This window comes from Nocardioides aurantiacus, from assembly GCF_003752505.1.
In the GTDB taxonomy this organism is placed as follows: Bacteria; Actinomycetota; Actinomycetes; order Propionibacteriales; family Nocardioidaceae; genus Marmoricola; species Marmoricola aurantiacus.
On sequence record NZ_RKHO01000001.1, the window covers coordinates 3,197,436 to 3,215,326 of the forward strand.

Here is a 17,891-nt window from a genome sequence, read left to right on the forward strand (position 1 = left end):
TTGTCCAGCGTCCATAACGCCGATTTACAAGCGGGCCCGGGCCCGCCCGCCCACCTACCCCCGGCGGTCGAGCAGCCGGGCGAGGGCGGGGACGACGCGGTGGCGGTGGGAGGTGGGCACGGTCCAGACACCGTGGCCCGTGACGCCGTACGACGCCAGCAACCGGTCGGCCGCCTGGAAGCCGGTCGTGGCCGCCCGCTCCATCAGCGCCACCGGGAGCTCACAGCGCACCCCGTCACCGGCCAGCACCACCCGTGGGTCGGGGGTGACGACGCCGGGTCGGGAGGCCCACGGCTCGGTGCCCACGAGCGGGCAGTCGTCGCGCCAGAGCCACTCCTCGTGGCGGATCCGGGCGCCGTCGAGCTCGGGGTGCAGCACCAGCAGCTCGCGCCAGAGCCGTTCCCGCAGCGCCTGCACGTCGGCGCCCGCGTCGACGGCGTAGGCGTGCAGCTCCACCACCGAGCCGTCGTGCTCGCCCGTCCAGCGCGCGGCGCCCTCCTCGAGCAGCTCGAGGACCGAGACGTTGTCGAGGGGGCCGAACCCGCTGGTGGCGCGGAACGGTGCCGAGCCGGGCGCGACGCGGCGGTCGAGCCACAGCCGCCAGACCGCGAAGGGCGGCGCCGAGCGCTGCGCGGCCAGGGAGGCGCGCCAGGCGTCGTCGCCGAGGCCGGGCGAGGCCGCGACCAGCTGCTGGAGCGGCGTGCGGTCGAGCGCGAGGACGACCCCGTCGACGCGGGTCGAGCCGGCGCCGGTGAGCACGTCGAGGGCGCCGTCGCCGGCCGAGGTGACCGACTCGACGGCCTCGCCGGTGCGGACCTCGGCGCCGTGCGCGTCGAGGTGACGACCCAGCGGCGCCCACAGCGCGGTGTCGTAGTCGTCGACCGGCACGTCGAAGAGCAGCCCCTCGGCCGAGCCGAGGAAGTAGGAGTGGAACATCGCGACCAGCTCGCCGGCCGAGAAGTCCCGGGCGTCGGCGAAGAAGCTCCGGGCGAACACCTCGAGCGCCAGGTGACGGGCCTGGTCGGGGAACCGCAGCCGGTCGAGGTACGCCGCGGCGCTGACGCCGTCGTAGCGCTCGAACGTCGCCGGGAAGTCGACGTCGAGCAGCTCCATCGCCGCGCCCACGTCGACGGCCGCGAGGTCTCGGAGCCGGAAGGTCGGCGAGCGCAGCACGAAGGACATGATGTTCAGCGGCGGCGTCAGCGCGATGCCGGTGAAGGAGTCGGTGGGGCCGCCCTTGAGCGAGAGCGGGTAGTCCTCGACGGCGTGCAGCCGCTCCAGCGCGGGGTCGGTGCGGCGCAGCAGCGAGCGCAGGTTGTAGTACTGCCGGAAGAAGGCGTGGAACCCGCGGCTCATCGCCGTCGTGGTGCCGTCCACCGTGACCGGCCACGAGGCCACCCGGCCGCCCAGGCGGTCACCGCGCTCGAGCAGGGTCACCCGGACCCCGCGCTCCGCCAGCGCGGTGGCGGCGGTCAGGCCGGCGATGCCCCCGCCGACGACCGCGACGTGGTGGCGCTGCCCGTCGTGGCTCGCCCCGCCCGCAGGGGCGTGCCACTCGGCACGACGGTCCCGGCCGGGGCGCCAGCCGGGTCCGGCGGCTCCGCTCACGCGGGCCGGCGTCCGACGAACGTGTGCAGCACGCCACGCTGCCAGCCGCCGAAGCTGCGGCTGCGCACGTCGACGAGGCCGGCGGCGACCATCCGGCTGCGCAGCAGGTGCGTGCTGTCGAAGTCGACCACGCTGCGCCACAGGTAGCGGTAGATGGGGCTGCGCGGCGCCGTCAGCAGGCCCAGCGGCACCACCACGCCCCACGAGACGGCGTCCCAGACCCGCCGGCCGACGCGGCTCTCGGCGACGCTGTACTCGTGGACCACCACGGCCCCGCCGGGCACGAGCAGCCGCACGATCCCGGCCAGCAGCGCGTCGCGAGCGGTCACGTTGCGCACGAGGTACGCCGCGAACACCCCGTCCACGGTGCCCTCGCCGTCGAGGTGCGAGCGGCCCCACGTGCCGGGGTCGAGGTGCTCGGCGTCGTCCTGCACGAAGTGCACCGGGCTCGTCCACGTCTTGCGCCGGGCCTGCTCGAGCATCCCGGCGGAGCCGTCGACGCCGACGATCTCGTGCGGCACCCCGGCGGCCTGGAGCGCGGCCTCGAGGGCCCGCGTCGAGGCGCCCGAGCCGCACCCGAGGTCGACGACCCGGACCGGTCGGTCGGCGGGCCGCGGCAGCGCGGCCACGAGCACCTCGGCGGACCGGCGCAGCTGGGCGTGGTAGCCGGGGTTGAGGGCGACCATCAGGTCGTACGTCGGGGCCACCCCGTCGAAGGTCTCGGGGACGCTGGGGGCGGTGGCGGTGGTCATGGGGTCCTCTGCTCGGACGTGGTGGTGGTGGACGTGGGGTCAGGGCGGTGACCCAGGCGCAGCCAGAGCAGCAGCGTCAGGGTGACCATGCTGAAGCCGAAGGCGAAGTCCTCGACGGGGATGTCCCAGGGGATCCGCCACCCGGTCATCTCGCGCTCCTCGTAGAGCACGATCGGGTCGGAGAGCTTGGTCAGCCAGCCGTCGACGGGCACCTGGAAGCCCATCACGATCGCCATCGCGAGCCAGTACTGCAGCGAGCGGAAGACGCCGGTGCGGAACCACAGCAGCTCCAGCGCGACCACGACCACGACCGACAGCACGGCGAAGACGGTGTACTCCAGCATCAGGCACCCCGCTCGGCCGGCGCCGTCGCGGTCGTACGCCGCCGGGCTCGCCACCAGCCCAGGGTGTTGCCGACCGCCTCGTAGGTCAGCAGCCCGCAGATGGGGATGACGACGAAGAAGACGAGCTCCTCCAGCGGCATCTCGAAGGGCAGCAGGACGCCGGTGGTGTAGCGCTCGCTGTAGTCCCAGGTGCCGCGGGCGATGGCCACGACGTCCCAGACGCCGTAGACGACCACGACGGGGAGCAGCGCGAGCAGCAGGCGGCGCGGCCGGCGCCACACCCGCGCCCCGAGCACGAGCTCGAGGGGAAGGGTGAGCAGCAGGCAGCCCGCCATCAGCAGGAGGTACTGGTACTGGTCCACCGCGGACAGCCTAGGAGGCGGGTGGTCGTGACCACCCGCCCCCCGTGACTAGGACGACCGGCGGCCCAGCAGCTTGGACAGGACCCACAGCACGACGAGCCCGCCGAGGGCCTGCCTCCAGTAGAGCTTGGCCAGCACCGGGAGCACGGTGGCCCCCAGGTCGAGGGCGTCGTCGTTGCTGCCCGAGCCGCCCGACGCTGCCGCCGGAGCCGCCTGGCGACCCGTCGAGGAGGGCGCGGAGCCGCCCCCGTCGGTGGAGGCCAGCCGCCGGACGTTGCCGGCGCCCTCCTCGGTGGCCCGGCCGGCGTCCGCCGGTGTGGCCGGGGCCGGGTCGGCCGCTCCCGCCGGCGGCTCCGGCTCGGAGACCGGGCCGGCGGGGGCGCCCACCTTCTGCTCGAGGCAGGCGGTGAACTGGCCGAGCAGCTTGTCGCTGACGTCCTGGATGACGCCGCGACCGAACTGCGCGGGCTTGCCGGTGATGTTGAGGTCGGTGGTGACCTCCACCCGCGTGGACCCGCCGCCCACGTCGCTCATCCGGGCCAGCACGTCGGCGCCGGCGGTGCCGTTGCCGCGCTTGTCCTTGCCCTTGGCCTCGATCTTCATCGTGCGCGCCGACTCGTCCTTCTCCAGGAACGTGCCGGTGCCGCTGTAGACCAGGGCGATCGGGCCGAGCTTGACCTTGACCGTGCCCTTGAACGTGTCACCTTCGACCGAGGTCACCTGCGCGCCGGGGAAGCACTCCCCCACGCTGGCGATGTCGTTGAAGGCGTCCCACGTCTCCTGGAGCGTGGCCGGGACCGTGAACTCGTGCTTGAGGTCCATGTCAGCTCGAGCCTGCCGCCTTGAGCACCGCGCGCCGGGTCAGCACCGTGGCGAGGTGCGAGCGGTACGCCGCGTCGCCGTTGAGGTCCGAGGGCGGGTTGGTGCCCTGGGCCGCCAGGTCGCACGCGGCGCGGACGCCGTCCTCGGTGGCCTGCTGGCCGACCAGCGCCTGCTCGGTCGCGGTGGCCCGCAGGGCGGTGGAGCCCATGTTGACCAGGCCGATCCGGGCCTCGCTGATGGTGCCGCCGTCGACCTTGACCGCGGCGGCCACCGACACGATCGGCCACTGGTGGGCGACGCGCACGAACTTCTCGTAGTGCGAGCCCCAGCCGTCGTGCTTGCGGAACCGGACCGCGGTGAGGATCTCGTCCTCGCCGACGGCGGTGGTGAAGAGGTCCTCGAAGAAGTCCGTCGCCGCCACCGTGCGCTCCCCGCCCGGGCCCTGGATGACCAGGTCGGCCTCCAGCGCCAGGGTCGGCGCCCCGCAGTCGCCCGCGGGGTCGGCGTGCACGAGCGCGCCGCCCAGGGTGCCGCGGTGCCGGATCTGCGGGTCGGCGACCTCGGTGATCGCCTTGTGCAGCAGGCTCAGGCTGTCCCGGATGCCGGCGTCGCCCAGGATCTGGGCGTACGTCGCCATCGCGCCGATGCTGATCGAGTCGCCCTCGTCGCGGATCTCCCGCAGCGAGTCGATCTTCCCGATGTCGATGACCACCTCGGGGGCGTTGAGGCGCATCCGCAGCACGGGGAGCAGCGACTGCCCCCCGGCCAGGATCTTGGCCTCGTCACCGTGCTCGGCCAGCGCCGCGAGGGCCTCCTCGACCGACGTGGGTGCCACGTAGGCGAACTGGGTGGGGATCACTGACCTGCTCCTTCGCTGCTGTTGCCGTCGTGGCGCTGGGACTGGCCCTCGCCGTCGGTGGCGGGGTCGAAGTGGGCGGCCGCGGCCCCCACGGTGTCCTCGGTGGCGCCGGCGGTGCCCTGCTGGATGGCCTTCCACACCCGCTCGGGCGTGCAGGGCATCTGGATGTCCTTGACGCCGAACTGCCGGATCGCGTCGAGCACGGAGTTGACCACGGCCGGCGTCGAGGCGATGGTGCCCGCCTCGCCGACGCCCTTGGTGCCGAGCGTGTTGGTCAGCGACGGCGTGGTGTTGTGGCCCACGTCGTAGTTGATCGTGTCGGCGGCCGTCGGGACCAGGTAGTCCACGAACGAGGCCGACACCAGGGTCCCGGAGTCGTCGTACACCGCCTCCTCCCACAGCGCCTGGGCGATGCCCTGGACGAGGCCACCGTGGACCTGGCCCTCGACGATGAGGGGGTTGATGACGTTGCCGATGTCGTCCACGCAGGTGTACTTGCGCATCTTGACCTGACCGGTCTCGGTGTCCACCTCCATGGCGCACAGGTGCGTGCCGTGGGGGTAGTTGAAGTTGATCGGGTCGTAGGTCGCGTCGGAGTCCAGCGAGGGCTCCATGCCGTCGGGCAGGTTGTGCGCGACGAACACCGCGCCCGCGACGTCCTGGATCGAGACCGCGGCGTCGGTGCCGCGGACCCCGAAGCTGCCGGCCTTGAACTCGATGTCCTCGACGTTGGCCTCGAGGAGGTGGGCGGCGACCGGCTTGGCCTTCTCGACCACCTTGTCGGTGGCCTTGACCAACGCCTCGCCGCCGACGACGAGCGAGCGCGAGCCGTAGGTGTCCAGGCCCTTGGCAGCCACCTGGGTGTCCCCGTGCAGCACCTCGACGTCCTCGAAGGGCACGCCGAGCCGGTCGGCGACGATCTGGCTGAACGCCGTCTCGTGGCCCTGGCCGTGCGCGCTGGCGCCGGTGACGATCTCGACCTTGCCGGTCGCGAGCATCCGCACCGAGGCGTGCTCCCAGCCGCCGGCGCCGTAGTCGAGCGACCCGAGCACCCGGCTGGGGGCGAGGCCACACATCTCGGTGAAGGTCGAGACGCCGATGCCGAGCTGGACCTTGTCGCCGGACTCGCGACGCTGCTTCTGCTCGGCGCGGAGCTCGTCGTAGCCGAACATCTCCTTGGCCTTGGCGGTCGCGGCCTCGTAGTTGCCGGAGTCGTACTCCAGGCCGGCCACCGTGGTGAAGGGAAACTCCTCGGCCTTGATCCAGTTCTTCTCGCGGACCTCGAGCGGGTCCACGCCGAGCTCGAGGGCGAGCTCGTCCATGATCCGCTCGATGCCGAACGTGGCCTCGGGCCGGCCGGCGCCGCGGTAGGCGTCGGTCCAGGTCTTGTTGGTGAGCACCGTCTGGCAGGCGAAGTGATAGGCCGGGAACTTGTAGATCGCGTTGAACATGAACGCGCCCAGCACCGGGACGCCGCCGCCGACGAGGCTGACGTAGGAGCCGAGGTCGGCGAGGAGCTCGACCTTGAGGCCGGTGACGGTGCCGTCCTTCTCGGCGGCCAGGGTCAGCTTCTGCCACTGGTCACGACCGTGGTGGGCCGACATCAGCGACTCCGACCGGGTCTCGGTGAACTTCACCGGCTTGCCCGTGCGGCGGGCCACCGCGACGGTGATCCACTCCTCGGGGGTGGTCTGCAGCTTGCCGCCGAACCCGCCGCCCACGTCGGGGGCGATCACGCGGATCTTCGACTCCGGCATGCCGGTGGTCGCGGCGAGCGCGAAGCGCAGGATGTGCGGGATCTGGGTCGCCGACCACATCGTCAGCTGCTCGCCGGTGGGGTCGACCACGGTGGAGCGGGGCTCCATGAAGGCGGGGATCAGGCGCTGCTGACGGAACTCGCGCTCGACGACGACACCGCTCTCGCGGGCCTTGCTGATCGCCTCCTCGACGTCGCCGCCCGTGCCGGCCTCGGCCGAGTCGAACTTCCACAGCGCCGACTTGTTGGTGCCGAGGTCGGGGTGGGCGAGGACCGTGTCGGCGGCCGCCTCCTTGAGGTCGAGCGCCGCGGGCAGCTCCTCGTAGTCGACGTCCACGAGCTCGGCGGCGTCGCGGGCCTCGGCCTGCGAGCGCGCCACGACCACCGCGACGATCTCTCCGGCGAAGCTGACCCGGTCGGCCGGGACCGGCAGGTGGGTCGGGGTGACCTGGTCGGGCGTGATGGGCCAGGCGTTGATGAGCACGCCCTGGGTCTCGGCCAGGTCGGCGCCGGTGAGCACGTCGACCACGTTGCGCGAGGCCTTGGCCTCTGAGACGTCGATGTTGGTGATCTTGGCGTGGGCGAAGGGGCTGCGCACCATCGCGAGGTGCAGCATGCCGTTGATCTGGATGTTGTCGGTCCACTTGGTGCGGCCGGTGATGAGGCGCTGGTCCTCCTTGCGGCGGCGGTCGCGACCGATCTCGAGGCGGGGCTCGGTGGTGGGGGCGTCCTGGGTGGCGGTCATCTCAGGCCTCCGTCTTCTGGCCGGCCGCGGTCTGCACGGCCTTGACGATGTTGTGGTAGCCGGTGCAGCGACACAGGTTGCCCTCGATGCCGACCCGGATCTCCGCCTCGGAGGGGTTCGGGTTGTCCTTGAGCAGGTCCACGGACTGCATGATCATGCCGGGGGTGCAGAAGCCGCACTGGAGCGCGTGGCACTCGTGGAACGCGGCCTGCACGGGGTGCAGCTCGCCGTCCGTGGCGAGGCCCTCGATGGTGGTCACCTCGGCGCCGTCGGCCTGCACGGCGAGCACGTTGCAGGACTTCACGCTGCGGCCGTCGAGGTGCACGGTGCAGGCACCGCAGTTGCTGGTGTCGCACCCGATGACGGTGCCGGTCTTGCCGAGCTTCTCGCGGAGGTACTGCACCAGCAGCATCCGCGGCTCGACGTCGTCGGAGACGGTCGCGCCGTCGACCTTGAGTTCGATCCTGGTCATGTGTGAGGACTCCTCGGGACAGGTGAGCACAGACGTCGTGTGACGCCGCTCACGCTAGGTCTCCGTGGTTGGACAAAGGTTGGTGGCCGGTAGCCTGGCGCGCATGTCCCAGCACCCCGCCGACAGCCCCGAGGACCACACCGACGGACCCGCCGACGACGCCACCCGGGCCTGGGGCCACGGGGTCGCGACGATCGCCGCGGACGGCACCGTCCTGGACACCTGGTACCCCTCCCCCGCCCTGGGCCGGGCGCCCGCCGACGCCGCCACCGAGGTGCCGGCCGGGCTGGCCGCGCTGGCCGGGGAGCACCCCGAGCGCCGGGTCCGGACCGAGGTCGTCACCACCGACATCGAGCTCGCCGCCGCCCCCGCCGACGCCGCCGACGCCTACCTGCGGCTCCACCTGCTCTCCCACCGCCTCGTGCGCCCCCACGGGCTGTCCTTCGAGGGCGTCTTCGGCACGCTCGCCAACGTGGTGTGGACCAGTGCCGGTCCCTGCGCCGTCGAGGGCTTCGAGGACGTCCGGGTCGGCCTGCGCGCCTTCGGCCACGTCCAGGTGTTCGGGATCGACAAGTTCCCCCGGATGACCGACTACGTCGTGCCGAGCGGCGTACGCATCGCCGACGCCGACCGCGTCCGGCTCGGGGCCCACCTCGCTCCCGGCACCACCGTGATGCACGAGGGCTTCGTGAACTACAACGCCGGCACGCTCGGGTCCTCGATGGTCGAGGGCCGCATCAGCGCCGGCGTCGTGGTCGGCGACGGCTCCGACGTCGGGGGCGGCGCCTCGATCATGGGCACGCTCTCGGGCGGCGGCACCCAGGTGATCTCGCTGGGCGAGCGCTGCCTGCTCGGCGCCAACGCCGGCATCGGCATCTCGCTCGGCGACGACTGCGTCGTCGAGGCCGGCTGCTACGTCACCGCCGGCACCAAGGTCACGCTGGTCCGACCCGGCGAGGAGCCGACGGTCGTCAAGGCGCTGGAGCTCTCGGGCAGCGACGGCGTGCTGTTCCGGCGCAACTCGGTCACCGGCGCCGTCGAGGCGGTGCCGCGCTCCGGGCACGGCATCACGCTCAACGACGCCCTGCACGCCAACTAGCGACCCGCTGCTCCGTCGTGCGCCTGCCCACCCTCGTCCTCCTCGTGGTGCTCGCCCTCGTCGTGGGCGTCGGCGTCGCCACCTGGCGCGGGTCCGGGCCCCTGCCCGACCCCGAGGGATGCGCGGCCGAGCTCGACGGCCTGCGGGTCGAGCTCTCCCCGGAGCAGGCCCGCAACGCCACGCTGATCGCGGCGGTCGGCGTACGCCGCGGCCTCCCCGCCCGCGCGGTGTCGATCGCCCTGGCCACGGCCTACCAGGAGAGCAAGATCGTCAACATCGACTACGGCGACCGCGACTCCCTCGGGCTGTTCCAGCAGCGACCCTCGCAGGGCTGGGGCACCGCCGAGCAGGTGCAGGACGAGTACTACGCGACCAACGCGTTCTACGACGCCCTGGAGAAGATCGACGGCTACCAGGGCATGCGGATCACCGAGGCGGCGCAGCTCGTGCAGCGCTCGGGCTTCCCCGAGGCCTACCAGGACCACGCCGCCGACGCCCGGGCGCTCGCCTCGGTGCTGACCGGCTACAGCGGCGGGGGCCGGTTCAGCTGCGTGGTGCGCGAGCCCGACTCCCCCGGTCGCGCCCCGCGGGTGGTGCGCACGCTGGAGCGCGCCTTCGGTCCGCTCGACACCTCCGTCGGGCCGCGTCGCGACGTGACCGTGCGGGTGGCCGGCGACGAGGCCGGCTCCCGGCGGGGCTGGGCGGTGGCCCAGTTCGTGCTGGCCCACGCCGCCGACCTGGGACCGGCGGCCGTGGAGCACGACGGTCGCCGGTGGCGCACCGGCGACGACTCCGAGGCCGGCTGGGTCACGGCCGACGGGGTCGCCGGCCCGCGCTCGGTCGCCGTACGGCTGGGGTAGCTGCGGCGTACGCCTGGGGCGGGGGTCCGCGTGGGTCCGGTTTCCCAGGTGATGAACCCGATCTGCCTCCTCACACACGACGCACGGTGTGTGAGGACCCGGTCTGGGTTCATCACCTGGGAAACCGCCGCCGGCGTCAGGCCCGGGCCAGCCTCTCGGCGGCCGCGGCGACGCGCTCGTCTGTGGCGGTGAAGGCGACGCGGACGTGCTGCTCGCCGGCGCGGCCGTAGAAGGACCCGGGGGCGACCAGGATGCCGCGCTCGGCCAGCGAGGCGACGGTGTCCCAGCAGGACTCGGCGCGGGTGGCCCAGAGGTAGAGCGAGGCCTCGGAGTGGCTGATCGCGAAGCCCGCGCCCTCCAGCGCCTCCCTCAGCACGCCGCGGCGCGCGGCGTAGTGGGCGTGCTGCTCCCGGGCGTGGTCGTCGTCGTCGAGGGCGGCCACCATGGCGCGCTGCTGCGGGCCGGGCATCATCAGGCCGAGGTTCTTGCGCACGGCCAGCAGCTCGGCGACGACGACGGGGTCACCGGCCACGAAGGCACAGCGGTAGCCGGCGAGGTTGGACCGCTTGGACAGCGAGTGCACCGCCAGCAGCCCCTCGTGGGAGCCGCCGCTGATGTCGGGGTGGAGGACCGAGAGCGCCTCGCCCTCCCAGGTGCACTCGAGGTAGCACTCGTCGCTGACCAGCAGCACACCGCGCTCGCGGCACCACTGCACCACCTTGCGCAGGTGGTCGGGCGGCAGCACGCGACCGGTCGGGTTGGACGGGGAGTTCAGCCACAGCAGCGCGGGGGTGCGCGGCCCGATCGCGGTCAGCGAGTCGGTGGCGAGCGTCTCGGCCCCGACCAGCGCGGCGCCGACCTCGTAGGTCGGGTAGGCGACCTCGGGCAGCACCACGAGGTCGCCGGGACCCACGCCGAGGTGGGTCGGCAACCCGGCGATCAGCTCCTTGGAGCCGACCACGGGGAGCACGCCGTCCAGGCCGAGCCCCGTCACGCCGTGGGAGCGGGCCAGCCAGTCGACCGCCGCCTGACGGGTCGCGGGCAGCCCGAGCGTCGTCGGGTAGCCCGGCGAGTCCGCCGCGTCACGCAGGGCCTGCTGCACCACCTCGGGCGTCGGGTCGACCGGCGTGCCGATGGAGAGGTCGACGACCCCGTCCGGGTGGGCACGGGCCGTCGCGGCGTACGGCAGCAGCTGGTCCCAGGGGAAGTCCGGGAGCCGGCGGGAGACGGGGGTGCGCGTCACTCCTGGTTCTGGGGCGGCAGCGCGGCGACCAGGGCGTGGTCCTTGTCGATCTCACCCATCTTGGCCGCACCACCGGGAGAGCCGAGGTCGTCGAAGAAGTGGACGTTGGCGTCGTAGTACTCCTTCCACTCCTCCGGGGTGTCGTCCTCGTAGTAGATGGCCTCGACCGGGCACACCGGCTCGCAGGCACCGCAGTCGACACACTCGTCGGGGTGGATGTAGAGCATCCGCTTGCCCTCGTAGATGCAGTCGACGGGGCACTCGTCGACGCACGCACGGTCCTTCAGGTCCACACAGGGCTGGGCGATGACGTAGGTCACCTGGATCCTCCTACACGCAGATGGGGTCCGGGAGCGGACCATGCTGAGCCTAGTATCCCCTCGTGCCTGGCTCGGACGGACCCTCTTGCAACACGGCGGACGATCCCGTCGGCGCCCACACCCTGGGACCCCACGTGGTCGGGACCCGCGTCGTCGTGCGGCGGCTGGTGCGTGGCGAGACCGGCCCCTCGGGAGGCCCCGCGATGACCGACGTCCTCGGCGAGTGCGTGGCGTGGGCCGACGGTGTCGTGGCCGTGCGCCGGGAGAACGGCGACGTCGTGCGGATCCCGCTCGCCGACCTCGTCGCCGGCAAGCCGGTGCCGCCGCGCCCCTCGGTCCACCACCGCCTCGACCCCGGCCGCGCCGACCGGCTGGCCGCCCCCGGCTGGCCGGCGGCGGAGCAGGAGCGCCTCGACGACTGGCTGCTGCGCGCGTCGGGAGGCTTCTCCTCGCGGGCCAACTCGGTGCTCGCCGTCGGCGACCCCGACCGTCCCCTCGACGACGCGGTGGCCCACGTCGAGGAGTGGTACGCCGCCCGCTCGCTGCGCCCCCGGGCGCACGTGCTGCCCGGCAGCGCGCAGATGCACGCCTTCGAGGACGCCGCGTGGGCGCCGTACGAGACGACCTCGCTGATGCTCGCCTCCCTCTCCCGCGTCGTACGCCGCCTCGAGGCGCCGGACGTCGTGGTCACCGAGCACCGCCACCTCGACGACGGCTGGCTCGCGACCGACGAGCGCGCCGCCCGCTTCGGCGGGGCCGCCCGGGCCGTGATGGAGGCGGGCGAGGTCACCCTGGCGACCGTCCGCGACGAGGAGGGCCGGGTGCTGGCCCGGGGCCGCGGCACGGTGCACGGCGACTGGTGCGGCGTCTCCGGGCTCTGGACCCGCGAGGACCGGCGCGGCCAGGGCCTGTCGCGGGCCGTGCTCGCCGCCCTGCTGGAGCGGGGCGCCGAGGCGGGCGCAACCACGGCGTACCTCCAGGTGGTGGAGTCCAACGAGACCGCGCGCGGGCTCTACGAGACGCTCGGCTGGGCCGAGCACCACCAGTACGTCTACCTCGCCGCTCCCTGAGGGCCCGCACCTCCGCGCCCGGCGTCACCCAGCACCGCCACGGCGATCAGACGGATCACCGTCAGCACCACGAGCATGACAAGAGCCATGCCGGTCATCAGCCACCGGTACCCGGCCGGCTGCGCCAGCCAGCCCGGCGTGCCCGCCAGGGTGGGACAGGTGACCCGGACCCCTGCCTCGGTGGACCCGAGGTGCGCGACGACGTGGGGCGATGCCGAACCCCAGGACCATCACGGCCAGGAACACCGCGGCGACGGGGTAACCGGCGCGCGCGAAGCCCGCCGGGTCGGAGGGCACGCCGTCGGGCCTGCCCGACCCCGAGCGGCCGCTCACGGCAGGCACGACGGCCGGTACGTCGGACTGGCCGGCCCACGACGGGCCAGCGCGTGCAGCACCACCCGGACTGCCACCCCGTCGGAGGGCAGCAGCAGGTGGCCCGGGAGGTGCACCCGGCACTTCTGCTGCACCACGACGTTGGTGGCGCCGTCGAGGAAGCCGGACGTGTACGGCACCACCACCTCGTCGAGGCGGGTGACCACGGTGGTGTAGCTGACCGGGCCCGGCGTCTCGTCGCCCGCGTTAAGCCGCTGCAGGAACGCCGACCCGGCGGCCTGCTGCCGGCAGGCGGGGCAGAGCACCGACAACCCCGGGGCGAGCAGCAGCGGGGTCCGGGTGCCGTGGTTGGACGGGGCCAGCCCGACGAGGTCGTCGACCTTGGCCGCACCGCCGAGGAAGCGCAGGTAGTAGCGCGGCATCATGCCGCCCTGGGAGTGACCCACCAGCGAGACCTTGCGGGCGCCGGTGGCGGCCAGCACCCGGTCGACGACGTCCCGCAGCTCGGCCGCGGACCCCTCGATCGGTGCGGTGGCCCGCCGGCCGTAGTCGATCGAGAACACGCAGTACCCCGCCGCCAGGAGCGAGCCGCGGAGCCGCCGCAGCAGGGTGGCGCCGTCACCGAACGTGCCGTGGACGACCACCACCGGCGTCGGCCGGGCGGCCGTCGGCCGGCAGGACCAGTCGTTGACGGCGGCGACGCGGACGGGCAGCGCGGTCGGCGCGGCCGCGGTGGCCGGCGCCGCGGGAGGCACGACGAGCATCCCGGCGAGGGCGACCGCCACGACCAGCAGGCCGCGGACCGCCCTGCTCGGGTCAGAGGGTCGGCGCACGGCGGCCTCCAGGGTCTCAGCCCGGCGGCTCGCAGACGACCGTGTCGGCCGGGATGTAGTCGGTGTGGAACTTCTCGGTCCTCAGCACCTTGGCAGAACCGGGCCGCTTGAAGTCGCGGAACACGTCGACGCTGAACCCGCCGGTGCCGGTCGCGGCTTCGCAGTCCTCGTCGTCCAGGGTGCGTGTCGCCGGCGAGGTGAAGGCGTAGCGGTCGCTCGTGCGCGACTCGACGTCCCACCGCTTGGTCGACCACATCTCCACCGTCGCGGCGCCCTGGGTGCCCGGGGTCGAGGGCGTGACCGAGGCCGTGACCAACACCCCGTGCGGGCTGTCGTTCTTGAACGACATGTCGAGCGTCGGCCAGGCCACCGTCGCCTCGCGCCCCTCGGGGTAGCGGTCGATGTAGACCGAGTGGGGCTTGTGCTCGACGTCCTGCAGCCCGGCGAAGAACATCGCGTTGAAGGTCGTGGTCGCGATCTGCGAGACACCGCCGCCGAGGTCCTTGCGGAAGATGCCGTCGCTGACGACGTAGCCCTCGGTGAAGCCGTTCTCGGCCGTCCGCTCCCCCACGATCCCGTTGAGGCTGAAGGTCTCGCCGGGCAGCAGCAGGGTGCCGTCGATCAGCTCGGCGGCCCGGGAGAGGTTGACGTTGCGGTACTCGGCGTACGGGAAGTTGGTGGTGAAGCTGCTGACCTTCTCGCGCACGCCCAGCTCACGGGCCTCGCCCGTGGTGAGGTCGGGTCGGGCGCGGCGGCCGTCCACCTGCAGCCGACGCTTCTCCCCGGATGCCGTGGCGGCCTCGACGAAGCCCTCCTCCAGCTCGGCGGGGTCGAGCTCCAGCCCCGGCCGGGAGGGTACGACGCGCGGCCGGCCGTCGCGGATCTCGACCGTCGCGTCCACCGGTGCCCGACCGACCTGCGCGACCACCGGGGCGAGCGCCTCGATCATGCGTTCGCCGTCGACCTCGGGGACGAGGTCGCCGTCGCGCTCGACCATCCGCAGGCCGCGACCGAACAGCCGCGGCGGAGCCTGCAGCTCGCGGCCCTCGAGCACCAGCGCGACCGGTCCCGACATCGCCGGCCGCGCGACGTCGCGCATCGCGGCCCGCACCTCGGCCTCGGACACGTCGGGCTCCACCTCGACGACCGGCAGCGGCACCCGGCCCCCGCGCAGGAAGCGGTCCTGCAGCAGCTGCTCGGTGGCGTCGCGGTCGACGGCGGCGCCGGCCCGCCCGATCACGGGACGCGCCTCGCCGTCGCGGAAGCGCACGGTGCCCTCGACGGCGGGACGGCGCAGCCCGTCGGTCAGGGTGTCGAGCGTGGCGTCGAGGCGGGCGCTGTCGAAGCGCACCGTGGGAGCGAGCTGGTCGCCCCCGGCGACCAGCGCCCACACGCGGGCCGGCGCGAACCGGGCACCGCCCGAGGCGCGGTCGAGGGTGTCCTCGAGGTCGAGCCGCCCACCCGCCTCACGGAGGTCGACGGGCTCGACGCGACCGTCGGCGTAGGTGAGCCGGACCTGGCGCGCGGCCCGCTCACCCAGCTCGGACTCCAGCCGGGCCTGCGCCCGGTCACGGTCGAGGCCGCCGACGGCGACCCCGCCCACCGAGGTGCCGCGGGGCATCCGGTCGCCGCCCCACAGCCCCACGCCGAGCCACACCAGGGCGACCAGACCGACCAGACCGACGCCGCCGAGCGCGGCGCGGCGACGCCGAGCGGGTCCACGCGACGTCGGGTGCTCCTCGGCCACGCTCAGACCAGCCCGGCGAAGAGGTCGTCCTCGAGCGCGTCGCCCTCGGTCGGTGCGGGGACTCCCTTGGCGATGCGGAAGTACTCCGTGCCCCAGATGTTGGCGCCCTGGTTGTTCGACAGCGCGAAGAACGGGCCGTCCACGGCGATCTGGGTGCGGTGGGCCTTGAGCGCCTCGGTCTTGGCGGCGGCGTAGTCGGTCGCGTCGACGGCCGCAGTCAGCGCCGCGTCGGGGACCATGAACGCCGGCAGGTCACCGTCGGGCTCCATGCCCTCGAAGGTGGTGGTGTCGCCCGCGTCGCGCAGCGCGCGCAGGCCCTCGCGGACCTTCTCGGCCGACATCGCGCCCCAGTAGACCTTGGCCACGTCGTGGTGCTCGCCGAGGTCGGGGCGGTAGGAGGGCACGGCGGCGAGGGCCACGGCGTACGTCGCGACGCGGTGGGCCTGCACGTGGTCGGGGTGGCCGTAGCCGCCGAACTCGTCGTAGGTGACCAGCACCTGCGGTCGCACCTCGCGGATCACCTCGACCAGCAGCGTGGCCGCCTCGGTCAGGTCGGCGTGCCAGAACGCGTTGGCGGGCACGTCGTCGGCGGCCACCGCGTGGCCGTCGGCGTGCCACTGCATGCCGGAGTCGCGGAACCGGCCGAAGCCGCCGAGGTAGCGGTGGTCGGTGACGCCCAGGGCCTTCATCGCGTTGGCCAGCTCACCGCGGCGGTGCTCGCCGAGGCCGTCGTCACGGTCGGCGGCGAGGTGCTCGAGCTCGGGCACCAGGATCTCGCCCATCTCGCCGCCGGTGCAGGTCACCAGGGTGACGCCGACCCCCTCGGCGACGTAGCGGGCCATGGTCGCGCCCTGCCCGATGCTCTCGTCGTCGGGGTGGGCGTGCACGAGAAGCAGGTGCTTGTCCATGCCCTCAGCCTAGGCGTGGGTCCCGACGGTCCCCCGGGGTGTCGCGGTGCAGCCGCCTCGGCGCCTGCGGCAGCACGAGCGGCGCGGGCGGCGGTGGGGCCGCCTCCTCCTCGAGCCAGCCCTCGTGGGCCTCCACCAGCAGCTCCAGCATCACCGCCGGGGCATCGGTCACGACCACCCACGGGTGGTCCTCGTCGTCGTCCTCGCCGGCCAGCGGCTGGCGGGCGACCTCGGCCTCGAAGCCGTCGCGGCGCAGCCGCTCGGCGGCCCGGCGGGCGTCGTCGCCGTCGAAGAAGACGCCCCGCACCCCGGCCACCTAGAGCCACCCCCGCACGAGGTCCAGGAACGGTCGGTCGCCCTCGAGCCAGCCGACCTCCTCGAGCTGGTCGGCCGCCAGCCAGCGCACGGCGTCGTGCTCCTGCGGCACCGGCTCGCCGTCGACGAGGTCGGCGACCACGACGTGCAGCACCAGCGGCCACGCGAGCGGCACCTGGCGCGGGAGCACGCCGACGCAGCGGACCTCGCAGCCGAGCTCCTCGCGCACCTCGCGGACGCCGGCCTGCTCGAGGGTCTCGCCCGGGGCGACCTTGCCGCCGGGGAGCTCCCAGCGGCCGGCCAACGCCACGGGTGCCGTACGCCGCGCCGCCAGGACCCGCCCCCCGGCGCGCACCGCCACTCCCACCACGCTCACGACGACGATCGTAGGCGGGCTCCTAGATTGGGGCCGTGACCATCCACCTGCGCCGCACCGACGAGAACGTCGACGAGATCGAGGCCGTCGCCTCCCAGCTCGGCCGTCGCGTGGGGGTGGCCGGGCTGCTGCCGCACCTCAACCGGCAGGCCGAGCTCGCCCGCGTCCCCGGGCGGGCCGTGGAGTGGGGCTGGACCTGGCAGCCCAGCGACGTGCGCAACCGCCGCTGGTGGCCGCAGGGCATCACCACCTCCGCCGACGCCGACGACCCCGCCGTCACCGCGGGCAGCCGGCTCGTGGTGGTCAGCTGGTACGCCCACGAGGTCGACGGGCAGCACCACGGCAGCAGGATCACGGTCGTGGACCTCGACACGCTGCGCTACCGCCACGTGCTCCTGGTCGAGCCGGTCGTGGACCGTCACGGCCGGGCACGGTTGAGGCCGGTGCAGGTGCACGCGGGCGGACTGGTGTGGTGGGGCCCCTACCTGCACGTGGCCGGCACGCGGCGCGGCCTGGTCAGCTGCCGCCTCGACGACCTGGTGCGGGTCGACGACGTCGAGGACGCGCTCGGCTACCGCTACGTGCTCCCGGTGCGCTTCGCCTACCGGGCCGAGCACGACGACGACACCGAGGAGATGCGCTACTCCTTCTGCTCGCTGGACCGCGGCGCCGACCCGCCGCAGCTGCTGGCCGGCGAGTACGCCCACGGCAGCGACCAGACCCGGCGCATCGCGCACTTCCCCCTCGACCCCGAGACGCACCTGCTCAGCACCACCGAGGACGGTCGCTGCTCGGCGCTGCAGCTGCACGACAGCGGCCTGGGCCAGATGCAGGGCGCCGCAGTGGTCGGCGACACCTACTACGTCACCAGCAGCCGGGGCCGGTTCCGCCACGGCACGTTGTACGTCGGCCGGCCGGGCCGCTTCCGGGGCTTCCCGGGCGCCCTGCCGATCGGGCCCGAGGACATCGCCTACTGGCCCGAGCTCGACCTGCTGTGGTCGGTCACCGAGCACCCGGGGCGGCGCTTCGTGTTCGCGATGCGCCGCGGCACGGTCGACATGGGCTGA

The 17,891-nt window shown here is 73.6% G+C and carries 19 protein-coding genes; 4 read left to right on the forward strand and 15 right to left on the reverse strand.

The window, feature by feature from the left end; all coding sequences use genetic code 11:
- Window positions 1–54 precede the first annotated feature (54 nt).
- The 8 genes from EDD33_RS15495 to EDD33_RS15530 are packed head-to-tail and all read right to left on the reverse strand — an operon-like array spanning window position 55 to window position 7,720.
- The gene (locus tag EDD33_RS15495) at window positions 55–1,608 is read right to left on the reverse strand and encodes an FAD-dependent oxidoreductase (protein WP_123391891.1); all 1,554 of its coding nucleotides are present in this window, start codon (window positions 1,606–1,608) and stop codon (window positions 55–57) included.
- Window positions 1,605–2,360 carry a class I SAM-dependent methyltransferase gene (locus tag EDD33_RS15500; RefSeq protein ID WP_123391892.1) on the reverse strand — a complete coding sequence of 252 codons (756 nt, stop codon included), beginning with the start codon at window positions 2,358–2,360 and terminating at the stop codon, window positions 1,605–1,607. Before EDD33_RS15500 ends, EDD33_RS15495 begins: the two co-directional genes overlap by 4 nt.
- Window positions 2,357–2,758: a lycopene cyclase domain-containing protein gene (locus EDD33_RS15505; protein WP_246003546.1), complete on the reverse strand. Its 402-nt coding sequence runs from the start codon at window positions 2,756–2,758 to the stop codon at window positions 2,357–2,359. The genes EDD33_RS15500 and EDD33_RS15505 overlap by 4 nt, the downstream gene beginning before the upstream one ends.
- Window positions 2,704–3,066 carry a lycopene cyclase domain-containing protein gene (locus tag EDD33_RS15510; protein WP_123391893.1) on the reverse strand — a complete coding sequence of 121 codons (363 nt, stop codon included), beginning with the start codon at window positions 3,064–3,066 and terminating at the stop codon, window positions 2,704–2,706. Before EDD33_RS15510 ends, EDD33_RS15505 begins: the two co-directional genes overlap by 55 nt.
- Before the next feature lie 48 nt (window positions 3,067–3,114).
- On the reverse strand, window positions 3,115–3,888 hold the full coding sequence (locus tag EDD33_RS15515) for an SRPBCC family protein (protein ID WP_123391894.1): 774 nt from the start codon (window positions 3,886–3,888) through the stop codon (window positions 3,115–3,117).
- Between the two features lies 1 nt (window position 3,889).
- Window positions 3,890–4,747, reverse strand: coding sequence for an FAD binding domain-containing protein (locus tag EDD33_RS15520; protein ID WP_123391895.1), 858 nt, complete (start codon window positions 4,745–4,747; stop codon window positions 3,890–3,892).
- The gene (locus EDD33_RS15525; RefSeq protein ID WP_123391897.1) at window positions 4,744–7,248 is read right to left on the reverse strand and encodes a xanthine dehydrogenase family protein molybdopterin-binding subunit; all 2,505 of its coding nucleotides are present in this window, start codon (window positions 7,246–7,248) and stop codon (window positions 4,744–4,746) included. The genes EDD33_RS15520 and EDD33_RS15525 overlap by 4 nt, the downstream gene beginning before the upstream one ends.
- A gap of 1 nt (window position 7,249) precedes the next feature.
- Window positions 7,250–7,720, reverse strand: a complete 471-nt coding sequence (locus EDD33_RS15530; protein ID WP_056541428.1) for a (2Fe-2S)-binding protein — start codon at window positions 7,718–7,720, stop codon at window positions 7,250–7,252.
- Window positions 7,721–7,823: 103 nt separating this feature from the next.
- Between EDD33_RS15530 and dapD the strand changes: the two genes are divergently transcribed.
- Window positions 7,824–8,819, forward strand: coding sequence for a 2,3,4,5-tetrahydropyridine-2,6-dicarboxylate N-succinyltransferase (gene dapD / locus EDD33_RS15535; protein ID WP_123391898.1), 996 nt, complete (start codon window positions 7,824–7,826; stop codon window positions 8,817–8,819).
- A gap of 17 nt (window positions 8,820–8,836) precedes the next feature.
- Entirely contained in the window at window positions 8,837–9,679 is an 843-nt protein-coding gene (locus EDD33_RS15540; protein ID WP_123391899.1) for a hypothetical protein, read from the forward strand.
- A 136-nt stretch (window positions 9,680–9,815) separates the two neighbouring features.
- On the opposite strand, the gene dapC is transcribed toward EDD33_RS15540, so the two are convergent.
- Window positions 9,816–10,922: a succinyldiaminopimelate transaminase gene (gene dapC, locus EDD33_RS15545; protein ID WP_123391900.1), complete on the reverse strand. Its 1,107-nt coding sequence runs from the start codon at window positions 10,920–10,922 to the stop codon at window positions 9,816–9,818.
- Window positions 10,919–11,242 carry a ferredoxin gene (gene fdxA, locus EDD33_RS15550; protein ID WP_056541444.1) on the reverse strand — a complete coding sequence of 108 codons (324 nt, stop codon included), beginning with the start codon at window positions 11,240–11,242 and terminating at the stop codon, window positions 10,919–10,921. The genes dapC and fdxA overlap by 4 nt, the downstream gene beginning before the upstream one ends.
- Window positions 11,243–11,376: 134 nt before the next feature.
- On the opposite strand from fdxA, the gene EDD33_RS15555 reads away from it, so the two are divergent.
- The gene (locus EDD33_RS15555; protein ID WP_123391901.1) at window positions 11,377–12,312 is read left to right on the forward strand and encodes a GNAT family N-acetyltransferase; all 936 of its coding nucleotides are present in this window, start codon (window positions 11,377–11,379) and stop codon (window positions 12,310–12,312) included.
- Window positions 12,313–12,641: 329 nt separating this feature from the next.
- On the opposite strand, the gene EDD33_RS15560 is transcribed toward EDD33_RS15555, so the two are convergent.
- Genes EDD33_RS15560 through EDD33_RS15580 form a run of 5 tightly spaced genes read right to left on the reverse strand, consistent with a single transcriptional unit; the run spans window position 12,642 to window position 16,824 of the window.
- Entirely contained in the window at window positions 12,642–13,478 is an 837-nt protein-coding gene (locus tag EDD33_RS15560; RefSeq protein ID WP_246003547.1) for an esterase/lipase family protein, read from the reverse strand.
- Between the two features lie 16 nt (window positions 13,479–13,494).
- Window positions 13,495–15,225 carry a VanW family protein gene (locus EDD33_RS15565; RefSeq protein WP_123391902.1) on the reverse strand — a complete coding sequence of 577 codons (1,731 nt, stop codon included), beginning with the start codon at window positions 15,223–15,225 and terminating at the stop codon, window positions 13,495–13,497.
- 2 nt (window positions 15,226–15,227) lie between these two features.
- Entirely contained in the window at window positions 15,228–16,133 is a 906-nt protein-coding gene (gene mshB / locus EDD33_RS15570) for an N-acetyl-1-D-myo-inositol-2-amino-2-deoxy-alpha-D-glucopyranoside deacetylase (RefSeq protein ID WP_123391903.1), read from the reverse strand.
- 4 nt (window positions 16,134–16,137) lie between these two features.
- A complete protein-coding gene (locus EDD33_RS15575) occupies window positions 16,138–16,449 on the reverse strand; it encodes a hypothetical protein (RefSeq protein ID WP_123391905.1) in 312 nt (103 codons plus the stop codon).
- Complete coding sequence (locus EDD33_RS15580; RefSeq protein ID WP_246003548.1) at window positions 16,450–16,824, reverse strand: (deoxy)nucleoside triphosphate pyrophosphohydrolase; 375 nt, start codon at window positions 16,822–16,824, stop codon at window positions 16,450–16,452.
- Window positions 16,825–16,859: 35 nt separating this feature from the next.
- On the opposite strand from EDD33_RS15580, the gene EDD33_RS15585 reads away from it, so the two are divergent.
- A complete protein-coding gene (locus EDD33_RS15585) occupies window positions 16,860–17,891 on the forward strand; it encodes a hypothetical protein (protein WP_123391906.1) in 1,032 nt (343 codons plus the stop codon).